10 protein-coding genes are annotated in these 12,348 nt (G+C 64.3%); 8 read left to right on the top strand and 2 right to left on the bottom strand.

Annotation, left to right across the window (positions count from 1 at the left end):
* The first annotated feature begins 114 nt into the window (after nt 1-114).
* The 8 genes from sucC to ACVMB1_RS32710 all read left to right on the top strand — a co-directional run bounded on the left by sucC (nt 115) and on the right by ACVMB1_RS32710 (nt 10,279).
* Nucleotides 115-1,311 (top strand): ADP-forming succinate--CoA ligase subunit beta, encoded by a 1,197-nt coding sequence (gene sucC / locus ACVMB1_RS32745; protein ID WP_057020926.1) that lies wholly within the window; start codon nt 115-117, stop codon nt 1,309-1,311.
* A 2-nt stretch (nt 1,312-1,313) separates the two neighbouring features.
* On the top strand, nt 1,314-1,790 hold the full coding sequence (locus ACVMB1_RS32740; protein WP_076834630.1) for a DUF1579 family protein: 477 nt from the start codon (nt 1,314-1,316) through the stop codon (nt 1,788-1,790).
* A gap of 95 nt (nt 1,791-1,885) precedes the next feature.
* Nucleotides 1,886-2,767, top strand: a complete 882-nt coding sequence (sucD, locus tag ACVMB1_RS32735) for a succinate--CoA ligase subunit alpha (protein ID WP_028340814.1) — start codon at nt 1,886-1,888, stop codon at nt 2,765-2,767.
* 254 nt (nt 2,768-3,021) lie between these two features.
* Nucleotides 3,022-5,982 carry a 2-oxoglutarate dehydrogenase E1 component gene (locus tag ACVMB1_RS32730; protein ID WP_076834628.1) on the top strand — a complete coding sequence of 987 codons (2,961 nt, stop codon included), beginning with the start codon at nt 3,022-3,024 and terminating at the stop codon, nt 5,980-5,982.
* A gap of 167 nt (nt 5,983-6,149) precedes the next feature.
* A complete protein-coding gene (odhB, locus tag ACVMB1_RS32725) occupies nt 6,150-7,391 on the top strand; it encodes a 2-oxoglutarate dehydrogenase complex dihydrolipoyllysine-residue succinyltransferase (RefSeq protein WP_076834705.1) in 1,242 nt (413 codons plus the stop codon).
* Between the two features lie 72 nt (nt 7,392-7,463).
* Nucleotides 7,464-8,213: an SDR family oxidoreductase gene (locus ACVMB1_RS32720; protein WP_076834703.1), complete on the top strand. Its 750-nt coding sequence runs from the start codon at nt 7,464-7,466 to the stop codon at nt 8,211-8,213.
* Nucleotides 8,214-8,298: 85 nt separating this feature from the next.
* Complete coding sequence (gene lpdA / locus ACVMB1_RS32715; RefSeq protein ID WP_057020923.1) at nt 8,299-9,699, top strand: dihydrolipoyl dehydrogenase; 1,401 nt, start codon at nt 8,299-8,301, stop codon at nt 9,697-9,699.
* A 40-nt stretch (nt 9,700-9,739) separates the two neighbouring features.
* Nucleotides 9,740-10,279: a hypothetical protein gene (locus tag ACVMB1_RS32710; protein ID WP_076834626.1), complete on the top strand. Its 540-nt coding sequence runs from the start codon at nt 9,740-9,742 to the stop codon at nt 10,277-10,279.
* Nucleotides 10,280-10,488: 209 nt separating this feature from the next.
* Here ACVMB1_RS32710 and ACVMB1_RS32705 read toward each other — a convergent pair whose 3' ends face one another.
* Complete coding sequence (locus ACVMB1_RS32705) at nt 10,489-11,079, bottom strand: DUF4337 domain-containing protein (RefSeq protein WP_028336314.1); 591 nt, start codon at nt 11,077-11,079, stop codon at nt 10,489-10,491.
* 144 nt (nt 11,080-11,223) lie between these two features.
* Nucleotides 11,224-12,195: a tyrosine recombinase XerC gene (locus ACVMB1_RS32700; RefSeq protein ID WP_076834624.1), complete on the bottom strand. Its 972-nt coding sequence runs from the start codon at nt 12,193-12,195 to the stop codon at nt 11,224-11,226.
* Nucleotides 12,196-12,348 lie beyond the last annotated feature (153 nt).

Raw genomic sequence — 12,348 nt, 5'->3', positions numbered from 1 at the left:
GCAAGGCGATGAAATTCCGGCGGATTTTTTAGTTGCGCGAGCTTTGGTATATGGTATGCCAGTCTCAAGGCTGACGTAAAAGGTCGCCGCACGAGGGTTTGGGAGCGTCTTTCCATGAATATCCATGAATACCAGGCCAAGGCTTTGCTGCATGAATTCGGCGTGCCGATCTCGCGCGGCGTGCCGGTGCTGAAGCCGGAAGAGGCCGACGCGGCGGCCAAGCAGCTGCCCGGCCCGATCTGGGTGGTGAAGAGCCAGATCCATGCCGGCGGCCGCGGCAAGGGCAAGTTCAAGGAAGCATCGGCCGGCGACAAGGGCGGCGTCCGCATCGCCAAATCGGCCGCCGAGGTCGCCGAATTCGCCAAGCAGATGCTCGGCGCGACGCTGGTCACGGTGCAGACCGGTCCGCACGGCAAGCAGGTCAATCGCCTCTACATCGAGGAAGGCTCCGACATCGACAAGGAGTTCTACCTCTCGATCCTGGTCAATCGCGAGACCTCCGAAATTTCCTTTGTGGTGTCGACCGAAGGCGGCGTGAATATCGAAGAGGTCGCGCATTCGACCCCGGAAAAGATCGTCTCGTTCTCGGTCGATCCCGCGACCGGCATCATGCCGCATCACGGCCGCACGGTTGCCAAGGCGCTGAAGCTGACCGGCGATCTCGCCAAGCAGGCCGAGAAGCTGACCGGCCAGCTCTATGCCGCCTTCGCCGCCAAGGACATGGCGATGCTCGAGATCAATCCGCTCGTCGTCACCAAGCAGGGCCAGCTTCGCGTGCTCGACGCCAAGGTGTCGTTCGACAGCAACGCACTCTATCGTCATCCGGACGTGGTCGCGCTGCGCGACGAGACCGAGGAAGACGCCAAGGAGATCGAGGCGTCGAAATACGACCTCAACTACGTCGCGCTCGATGGCACGATCGGCTGCATGGTCAACGGCGCCGGCCTTGCCATGGCGACCATGGACATCATCAAGCTGTACGGCATGGAGCCGGCGAACTTCCTCGACGTCGGCGGCGGCGCCAGCGTGGAGAAGGTCGCGGCCGCGTTCAAGATCATCACCGCCGATCCGAACGTGAAGGGCATCCTGGTCAACATTTTCGGCGGCATCATGAAGTGCGACGTGATCGCCGAGGGCGTGGTCGCCGCGGTGAAGCAGGTCGGCCTCAAGGTTCCGCTGGTGGTGCGCCTCGAAGGCACCAATGTCGAGCAGGGCAAGAAGATCATCCGCGAGAGCGGCCTCAACGTCCTGCCCGCCGACAACCTCGATGACGCTGCACAGAAGATCGTGAAAGCCGTCAAGGGAGGCTAACGATGGCCGATCATCTCGACGCTCCGACACCGCTGGACGAACACCGCAAGCTCGCGGCGTTTGCGGGCGAGTGGAGCGGCGAAGAGATGGTCTATCCGTCGCGCTGGACCGCGGGCGGTCCGGCCACCTCGCAGGTCGTTGCGCGCATCGCGCTCAACGGCTTCTACCTGATCCAGGACAGCGTGCAGACCCGCGACGGCAAGGAGAGCTTCGCCACCCACGGCGTGTTCACCTACGACCGCGACGATCGGGCCTACAAATTGTTCTGGCACGACTCGCTCGGCTACTACCCGCCGTCACCGGCGTCCGGTAGATGGGCGGGCAAGTCGCTGATCCTGGTGCGCGGCTCGCTGCGCGGCAATGCCCGTCACGTCTACGAGGTCGTCGACGACAACACCTACAACATGAAAATCCAGTTCTCGCCTGACGCGGAAGGGTGGGCCGACGTGCTCACCGGCGTGTACCGGCGTATTCACTGAGCATGATCCTGAAAAGTGGTCTCCGGTTTTCCGACAAGATCATGCTCAAACCATAGAGTCCCATCACCGATCGTCTCGCGAAAGCATCTCGAACCATGTCCATTCTGATCGACAAGAACACCAAGGTCATCTGCCAGGGCTTCACCGGCAAGAACGGCACGTTCCATTCGGAAGCGGCGATCGCTTACGGCACTAAGATGGTCGGCGGCGTGGCGCCGGGCAAAGGCGGCTCGACCCATCTCAACCTGCCGGTGTTCGACACCGTCGCCGAAGCGCGCGAGAAGACCGGCGCCGACGCCAGCGTGGTCTATGTCCCGCCGCCGGGCGCAGCCGACGCGATCTGCGAGGCGATCGACGCGGAAATCCCGCTGATCGTCTGCATCACCGAGGGCATCCCGGTGCTCGACATGGTGCGTGTGAAGCGCTCGCTGTCGGGCTCGAAGTCGCGGCTGATCGGGCCGAACTGCCCCGGCGTGATGACCGCCGGCGAATGCAAGATCGGCATCATGCCGGCCAACATCTTCAAGCCCGGCTCGGTCGGCATCGTCTCCCGCTCCGGCACCCTGACCTATGAGGCGGTGTTCCAGACCACCCAGGAGGGTCTCGGCCAGACCACCGCGGTCGGCATCGGCGGCGACCCTGTCAAGGGCACCGAGTTCATCGACATGCTGGAGATGTTCCTGGCCGACGAGAAGACCAAGTCGATCGTGATGATCGGCGAAATCGGCGGCTCCGCCGAGGAAGACGCCGCCCAGTTCCTCAAGGATGAGGCCAAGCGCGGCCGCAAGAAGCCGATGGTCGGCTTCATTGCCGGTGTCACCGCACCTCCCGGCCGCCGCATGGGCCATGCCGGCGCGATCATCTCGGGCGGCAAGGGCGACGCCGGTTCCAAGACCGCGGCGATGGAAGCCGCCGGCATCAGGGTCTCGCCGTCGCCGGCGCGCCTCGGGCATACGCTCGCGGAAATGCTGAAGTAACCGCCGTCCGGCGAGTTCCCTTCGAGGTTTGGCGTGATTTGGGGCGGGTTCTCCTTGGGGAACCCGCTCTTTTATTGCGTTTTGGTGCCGGAATGCCGATCAATAAAAAATGAAAATAAATTCATTTCTTAGTTCTTTTAGGCAGGAATATCTGTCCTAGATAGGGTAAAGGGTATCAATCCAGCCGGCGCACTTCCAGACCGGCATCAGCGCCGTCTCCTACGCGCGAACCGAAAAAATCACCAGGACTGCCCATGTCTCGCCAAGACGCGAACGCCGCTTTTGCACTCTCATCATTCCTGCAGGGGACCAACGCCGCCTACATCGACGACCTCTACGCCCGCTACGAGCAGGACCCGTCGTCGGTCGACGCCGAGTGGCAGGATTTCTTCAAAAGCCTGAAGGACGCCCCGGCCGATGTCCAGAAGAACGCCGAGGGCGCCTCGTGGGGCCGCGACAACTGGCCGGTGACGCCGCGCGACGAGCTGACCTCGGCGCTCGACGGCAACTGGGCCCAGGTCGAGAAGGCGGTCGGCACCAAGCTCGCGGCCAAGGCGCAGGCCAAGGGCGCCGAACTGTCCGATGCCGACGTCCATCAGGCCACCCGCGATTCGGTTCGCGCACTGATGCTGATCCGCGCCTACCGCATGCGCGGCCATTTCCACGCCAAGCTCGATCCGCTCGGCATCGAGGCGCCGCGCGACCGCGAGGAGCTCGATCCGCGCTCCTACGGCTTCACCGAGGCGGACTTCGATCGCAAGATCTTCCTCGACCACGTGCTCGGCCTCGAATACGGCACGCTGCGCGAGATCGTGCAGATCTGCGAACGCACCTACTGCCAGACGCTCGGCGTCGAATTCATGCACATCTCGAACGCCGCGCAGAAGGCGTGGATCCAGGAGCGCATCGAGGGGCCGGACAAGGAGATCTCGTTCACGCCCGAGGGGCGCCGCGCGATCCTCAACAAGCTGATCGAGGCGGACGGCTTCGAGAAGTTCTGCGACACCAAGTTCACCGGCACCAAGCGCTTCGGCCTCGATGGCGGTGAATCGCTGATCCCGGCGCTCGAGCAGATCATTAAGCGCGGCGGCAATCTCGGCGTGAAGGAGATCGTGGTCGGCATGCCGCATCGCGGCCGCCTCAACGTGCTGACCCAGGTGATGGGCAAGCCGCACCGCGCGCTGTTCCATGAGTTCAAGGGTGGTTCGGCCAACCCCGACTCGGTCGAAGGCTCGGGCGACGTCAAGTATCACCTCGGCGCCTCCTCGGACCGCGAGTTCGACGGCAACAACATCCATCTGTCGCTGACCGCAAACCCGTCGCATCTCGAGATCGTCGATCCGGTCGTGATGGGCAAGGTGCGCGCCAAGCAGGACCAGCACGGCGATCCGCCGGATATGCGTATCTCCGTGCTGCCGCTGCTGATGCACGGCGACGCGGCATTCGCAGGCCAGGGCGTGGTGGCTGAATGCTTCAGCCTGTCCGACCTGAAGGGCTATCGCACCGGTGGCTCGCTGCATTTCATCGTCAACAACCAGATCGGCTTCACCACCTACCCGCGCTACTCGCGCTCGTCGCCCTATCCGTCCGACGTAGCGAAGATGATCGATGCGCCGATCTTCCACGTGAATGGCGACGATCCGGAGGCCGTGGTGTTCGCGGCCAAGGTCGCGATCGAGTTCCGGCAGAAATTCCACAAGCCGGTCGTCATCGACATGTTCTGCTACCGGCGCCACGGCCACAACGAGGGCGACGAGCCGGCCTTCACCCAGCCGGTGATGTACAAGAAGATCGCTTCTCACCCGTCAACGCTCGAGATCTACGCCAAGCGGCTGGTCGCTGACGGCGTGTTGACCGAGGGCGAGGTCGAGAAGGCCAAGGCCGACTGGCGCGCGCGGCTCGACGCCGAGCTTGAAGCCGGCGCCGGCTACAAGCCGAACAAGGCCGACTGGCTCGACGGCAAGTGGGCAGGCTTCAAGATCGCCGACCAGGAAGAGGACGCCCGCCGCGGAGTCACCGGCGTCGATGTCGCCGTTCTCAAGGATATCGGCCGCAAGATCACCAAGGTGCCGGACGGCTTCCGCGTCCACCGCACCATCCAGCGTTTCCTCGACAATCGCGCCAAGGCGATCGATAGCGGTGTCGGGATCGACTGGGCCACCGGCGAGGCCCTGGCATTCTGCACGCTGCTGCAGGAAGGTCATCATGTGCGACTGTCCGGCCAGGATTCCGAGCGCGGGACCTTCTCGCAGCGCCATTCAGTGCTGATCGACCAGGAGGACGAGAGCCGCTACACGCCGTTCAACCATCTCGGCGGCGAAGACACCGGCCACTACGAGGTCATCAACTCGCTGCTGTCGGAAGAGGCGGTGCTCGGCTTCGAATACGGCTACTCGCTGGCCGAGCCGAATGCGCTGGCGCTCTGGGAAGCGCAGTTCGGCGACTTCGCCAACGGCGCGCAGGTGGTGTTCGACCAGTTCATCTCCTCGGGCGAACGCAAGTGGCTGCGCATGTCGGGCCTCGTCTGCCTGCTGCCGCACGGCTACGAAGGGCAGGGACCGGAGCATTCCTCCGCGCGCCTCGAGCGTTACCTGCAGATGTGCGCCGAAGACAACATGCAGGTGGTCAATCCGACCACGCCGGCGAACTACTTCCACGTGCTGCGGCGCCAGCTGCATCGCGAGATCCGCAAGCCGCTGATCCTGATGACGCCGAAGTCGCTGCTGCGCCACAAGCGCGCGGTGTCGCAGCTCGAGGAGCTCGGCAAGAACGCCACGTTCCACCGCATTCTGTACGATGACGCGCAGATGCTGCCGGACGAGAAGATCAAGCTGGTGCCGGACGACAAGATTCGCCGCGTCGTGCTGTGCTCCGGCAAGGTCTACTACGATCTCTACGAGGAGCGTGAGAAGCGCGACATCGATGACATCTATCTGATGCGCGTCGAGCAGCTCTATCCGGTGCCGCTGAAGGCGCTGGTGCAGGAGCTCGGCCGCTTCAAGAACGCCGAAGTGGTCTGGTGCCAGGAAGAGCCGCGCAATATGGGCTCCTGGCACTTCATCGAGCCCTATCTGGAATGGGTGCTCAACCAGATCCACGCACCCAACAGGCGTCCGCGCTATGCCGGCCGTCCGGCATCGGCGGCAACCGCGACCGGCTTGATGTCGAAACATCTGGCGCAGCTCAAGGCGCTGCTCGACGACGCACTGAACTAACGACTTTCATTGAAGCCATGCCCCGCGAATGCGGGGCATCCGGTATCCCGCGTCATCCAGCAGAAGTGCTGTCGTCACGGAGTACCGGATCGCTCGCTTTGCGGGCGGTGGCGGACAAGTTTCACGACCGCAAATTTTGCGACCGCAGGGTTATCGAGGAAAAGACCATGACTGAAATTCGCGTTCCAACGCTCGGCGAATCCGTGACCGAGGCCACGATCGGCCGCTGGTTCAAGAAGGCCGGTGAAGCTGTCGCGGTGGACGAGCCGTTGGTGGAGCTGGAGACCGACAAGGTCACCATCGAGGTGCCCGCGCCGGTGGCCGGTACGCTCGGCGAGATCATCGCCAAGGACGGCGAGACGGTCGCCGTCGGCGCGCTGCTCGGACAGATCAATGACGGCGCCGCTCCGGCCGCCAAGCCGGCTGCTGCGGCTCCCGCCAAGGCCGCCGCACCGGCTGCCGCTGCTGCGCCGGCTGCTGCCGCTGCGCCGAAGGCGCCGCCGGCGGATGCGCCGCTGGCACCCTCGGTCCGCAAGCTGTCCGCTGAAAGCGGCATCGATGCGTCCACCGTTCCCGGCTCGGGCAAGGACGGCCGCGTGACCAAGGGCGACATGCTGGCCGCGATCGAGAAGGCCGCCTCGGCGCCGACCCCGGTCAACCAGCCGGCCGCCGCCGTGCAGGTTCGTGCGCCGTCGCCGGCGGACGACGCCGCGCGCGAGGAGCGCGTGAAGATGACCCGGCTGCGCCAGACCATCGCGCGCCGCCTCAAGGACGTGCAGAACACCGCCGCGATGCTGACGACCTTCAACGAGGTCGACATGACCGAGGTGATGAAGCTGCGGGCCCTCTACAAGGACACGTTCGAGAAGAAACACGGCTCGAAGCTCGGCTTCATGGGCTTCTTCACCAAGGCGGTCGTGCAGGGGCTAAAGGACATTCCGGCGGTCAACGCCGAAATCGACGGCTCTGACCTGATCTACAAGAACTACTATCACATCGGCGTTGCGGTCGGCACCGACCGCGGCCTCGTGGTGCCTGTGGTGCGCGACTGCGACCACAAGTCGATCGCCGACATCGAGAAGTCGATCGCCGACTACGGCCGCCGCGCCCGCGACGGCCAACTCAAGATCGACGAGATGCAGGGCGGCACCTTCACCATCACCAATGGCGGCATCTACGGTTCGCTGATGTCGACGCCGATCCTGAATGCGCCGCAGTCCGGCATCCTCGGCATGCACAAGATCCAGGAGCGGCCGATGGTGGTCGGCGGCAAGATCGAGGTGCGCCCGATGATGTATCTGGCGCTGTCCTATGATCACCGCGTCATCGACGGCAAGGAAGCGGTTACCTTCCTGGTGCGCGTCAAGGAGAGCCTGGAGGATCCGGCCCGCCTGGTGCTGGACCTCTAAGGTCGTATCGCGCGCGGCGTCCGATCGGCTCGGGCGCCGCGATCTGTTGGTTGCTCACATTTGGGGATCAAAGTGACGGATAAGGTCGTTGTCATCACCGGCGGCAGCCGCGGCATCGGCCGCGCCGCCGCGCTCGCTGCCGCCGCGCGCGGCTATCGCATCGTGGTCGGCTATGCATCCAACAAGACCGCGGCGGACGAGGTCGTCGCCGCGATCGAAGCCAGCAACGGCAAGGCGATCGCGGTGAAATGCGATGTCGGCAGCGAGCAGGACATCCTGGCGCTGTTCAAGGCGGCCGACGGCTTCGGCACGCTCGGCGCGCTCGTCAACAATGCCGGCATCGTCGGCAAGAGCGGCGTGCGTGTCGACGAGATGTCGGCCGAGCGTATCCAGCAGATGATGGCAGTGAATGTCACCGGCAGCATCCTGTGTGCGCGCGAGGCGGTGAAGCGCATGTCGACCAAGCACGGCGGCAAGGGCGGCGTCATCGTCAACCTGTCCTCGGTGGCGGCGAAGCTCGGTGCGCCCAACACCTATGTCGACTATGCCGCTTCCAAGGGCGCGATCGATTCCTTCACGATTGGCCTCGGCTACGAAGTCGCGAATGAGGGCATCCGCGTCGCCGGCATCCGGCCCGGACTGATCGACACCGACATCCACGCCGCGGGGGGCGAGCCCGATCGCGCGCACCGGCTTGCCCATATGGTGCCGATGAAGCGTGTCGGCACCGCCGATGAAATCGCCAACGCCATCGTCTGGCTGATCTCGGACGAGGCTTCCTATGTCACCAGCGCGATCCTCGACGTGTCGGGCGGTCGCTAGCACACGATCAAGAGCGGGCGGCGGTCTGCCGTCACGATCGCGCCCCGCGCAATTGTCACAGAGCTTAGCTACAGGACCTTCCATCATGGCTTCTTACGATCTCGTCGTCATCGGCACCGGCCCGGGCGGATATGTCTGCGCGATCCGCGCGGCGCAACTCGGCATGAAGGTCGCCGTCGTCGAGAAGGACGCGACGCTGGGCGGCACTTGCCTCAACGTCGGCTGCATGCCGTCGAAAGCGCTGTTGCACGCCTCCGAGATGTTCGAGGAAGCCGGGCACTCCTTCGCCAAGATGGGCGTCAGCGTCCCGGCGCCGAAGCTCGATCTGCCTGCGATGATGAACTTCAAGCAGCAGGGCATCGACGGCAACGTCAAGGGCGTCGAGTTCTTGATGAAGAAGAACAAGATCGACGTGCTCAAGGGGACCGGCAAGATCCTCGGTGCCGGCAAGGTCGAGGTCTCCGGCGACGGCAAGTCCGAGACCGTCGAGACCAGGAACATCGTGATCGCCACCGGCTCCGATATCGCCCGCCTGAAGGGTATCGACATCGACGAGAAGCGCATCGTGTCCTCGACTGGCGCGCTGTCGCTGGAGAAGGTGCCGGAGAAATTGCTGATCATCGGCGCGGGGGTGATCGGGCTCGAGCTTGGCTCGGTCTGGCGGCGTCTCGGTGCGGACGTCATGGTCGTGGAATTCCTCGACCGCATCCTGCCCGGCATGGACGGCGAGGTGGCAAAGCAATTTCAGCGCATGCTCGAGAAGCAGGGCTTCGTCTTCAAGCTCGGCGCCAAGGTCACCGCGGTCGATAGCTCCGGCAAGACGCTGCAGGCCAAGGTCGAGCCCGCCGCGGGTGGCGCTGCGGAAACCATCGAAGCCGACGTCGTGCTCGTCTGCATCGGCCGGGTGCCCTACACCGAGGGCCTCGGGCTGAAGGAAGCCGGCGTCGCGCTCGACAATCGCGGCCGCGTCGAGATCGACGCGCACTTCTCGACCAACGTGAAGGGTATTTATGCGATCGGCGACGTCGTGGCCGGGCCGATGCTCGCGCACAAGGCGGAAGACGAAGGCGTTGCCTGTGCGGAGATCATCGCGGGCCAGGCCGGCCACGTGAACTACGACGTCATTCCAGGTGTTGTGTATACCACGCCGGAAGTGTCGTCGGTCGGCAAGACCGAGGAAGAACTCAAGCAGGCCGGCGTCGCCTACACCGTCGGCAAATTCCCGTTCACGGCAAACGGCCGGTCCAAGGTCAATCAGACCACCGACGGCTTCGTGAAAATTCTCGCAGATGCGAAGACGGATCGGGTGCTTGGCGTCCACATTGTCGGCCGCGAAGCCGGCGAAATGATCCATGAAGCCTGCGTTCTGATGGAATTCGGCGGATCGGCCGAAGATCTGGCTCGCACCTGCCACGCGCACCCGACCCGTTCGGAGGCGATCAAGGAAGCCGCGCTTGCGGTGGGCAAGCGCGCCATCCATATGTGATGATCGAAAGTCCGGCGTCAGCCGGGTTGAGATCATAGCGATGCTGCGCCGCCTGCTTCAGCCGTTCTGGGTCCTGCTTGCGATCATCTTCCTGGTCGAGGCTTGGCTATGGGACCATCTCGAGCCGATCGTGGCGCGGGCGGTGGCGTGGATTCCGCTCCGCGCGCTCAAGCAATGGCTTGCCGACCGGGTCGATTCGCTGTCGCCGGCGATGACGCTGATCGTCTTCGTCGTGCCGGTCATCCCGCTGTTTCCGCTCAAGCTGATCGGGCTCTGGCTACTGGCGAACCAATATTGGTTCAGTGCGGTCTCGCTGATCCTGTTCGCCAAGTTCGTCGGCGTCGGCGTGACGGCCTTCCTGTTCGACGTGACGCGGCCGAAGCTGCTGGAGATGCCCTGGTTCGAGGCACTCTATAATTTCGTGATGGCGCTGCGGGCCAAGGCCACCGCGCTGGTCGACCCGATCAAGCGGCGCATTCGCGAGATGATCAGTGGCGACGGCGAGGGCTGGGCGGCGCGCACGCTGCGTGTGATCGCGCGCTTCCGCAAAAGCGTGCATCAGACCAGCAAGCCTCTCTAAGCAGGACTCTTCGGTCCGTCATCCTGAGGAGCCGCGCTCTGCGTGTCGTCTCGAAGGATCCCTATTCTCGTCATTGCGAGCGAAGCGAAGCAATCCATAAGTCGGCAGAACGGAAGGATGGATTGCTTCGTCGCTATCGCTCCTCGCAATGACGGCCATGAAAGCCTCACAGCCTCTCAGGATGACGGTTCGAAAGCGGCGCGCTGCGCTCAATGCAGATGCAGCAAGTGCGGCTGGAACAGGCCGAGCGCCGTCATCACGATGCCGGCAAGCGTCACCAGGCCGGAGACCCAGGCCAACGCGATGATGCCCGTGATGATGGTCGCCGATGCCAGCACGATGGCGATCTGGAAGGCGGCGGAGGCAAGCTCGAAATGATGATATTTCGCGGTGGCCTCGTCGCGCTCATGCTCGGCGTGCTTGGCGCGTTCGGAGAGCTGCTCCGAACCCTCGCCGGTTTCCGGCTCCGAGCGATAGCGCGCCGCGGTCTTCTGCCAATCGTCGATCTGCTTCTGCAGCGCGGCCCTGGCCGCCTCGTCGGTGGTGGTCGCGAGGTTCAGCTTGCCCTGTTCGGCCGCGGTCTGCACCGCGGTCCGGCGGATGCTCTTGGCCTGGAAGAAGGCCCACAGGTTGGAGGCCTCGACATTCTTGCTGATCGATTCGGTCTGGGCGCCCTTGCCGAGCGTTTCCGACAGCGCCAGGCACAGGGCGATCACGGCGATCAGGAGCGCGATCTTCTTGTTCTCGCCCGAGGCATGCTCGGCATGCTCCGCGTGCTCCATACTTTCATGTGCGCTCATGATTCCCCTCCGGATGAGACCGCGCCACGATTGCCGAATGCGGCGCACAAGGCAAGGGCCGAACGGTTTTGGGTAGCCGTATCAAGATGAACGGCGCATGACGGCGGGCCAAAGCCCGCGCTTTATTTTTTCAGAACCGAACGTTCAACCTCGGGGATGCGCGGAGCGATAGACTTCGAGCAGGCGGTCGCTGTCGATGCCGGTGTAGATTTGCGTGGTCGACAGCGATGCGTGGCCGAGCAATTCCTGGATCGCGCGCAGATCGCCGCCGCGGCTCAGCAGATGCGTGGCGAAGGAATGCCGCAGCGCATGCGGCGTTGCGCTGTCGGGGAGGCCGAGCGCGCCGCGCAGCCGCTCCATGGTGAGCTGGATGATGCGCGGGCTCAAGGGACCGCCGCGCGCGCCGACGAACATCGGCCCGGTCGGGCTGAGCTGATGCGGGCAGATCGCCGCATAGTCCGCGATCAATTGCAGCACGTTCTGCAGCACCGGCACCATGCGGGTCTTGTTGCCCTTGCCGGTCACCACGAGCACGTCGCCTTCGCCAGGTTTCGGCACGTCGCGGCGCTTCAGCCCCAGCGCCTCGGAGATGCGCAGGCCCGAACCATAGAGCAGCGCCATGACGGCGGCGTCACGCACCAGGATCCAGGTCTCGCGGGTTTCGTCCGCGCGCTCGTCGGCGTCGGCGAAGCGTTTCGCCGCTTCCATGTGAATCGGCTTCGGCAGGCTCTTCGCCACCTTGGGCGCGCGGATCGCCGAGAGCGCGCCGACCTTGCCCTTGCCCTCGCGTTCCAGGAATCGTCCGAACGAGCGCAGGCCCGCCAGCGCCCGCATCAGCGATCGCCCACCGATCTCCTCGGTTCGGCGCATCGCCATGAAGGCGCGCACGTCGCTCGCCTCGAGCGCGGCAAATGCCTTAAGCGTCACCCGCGCGCCCCAGTGCCCGGCCAGGAAGGCGAGGCATTGGCGCACGTCCCGGGCATAGGCCTCGAGCGTCTTCGGCGACAGCCGCCGCTCCGCACGCAGATGCGACAGCCAGCGCGTCATCTCCTGCGTGACCGATGCGTCGGCGCAATCGAGCTCGAGCGGCTGGATAGGCTGATCGGTCCGGGCCATGTCTGGGTTTTAAGTCCGTGTCTTAAGGGCTATTGGCGCTGCTCATCTCCTGATTATATCGCACTGCCTTCGTTTACCGTTCGCTAAGGCGCGAAGCGGTGGTAGAGCGTTTTCGAGCGAAGTGGACGCCTGTTCGCGTGAAGAAAACGCGTC

This window comes from Bradyrhizobium sp. USDA 4504, assembly GCF_054063995.1.
Note: the sequence above shows the minus strand (reverse complement) of the source record. Positions and strands in the feature narration are given on the sequence as shown.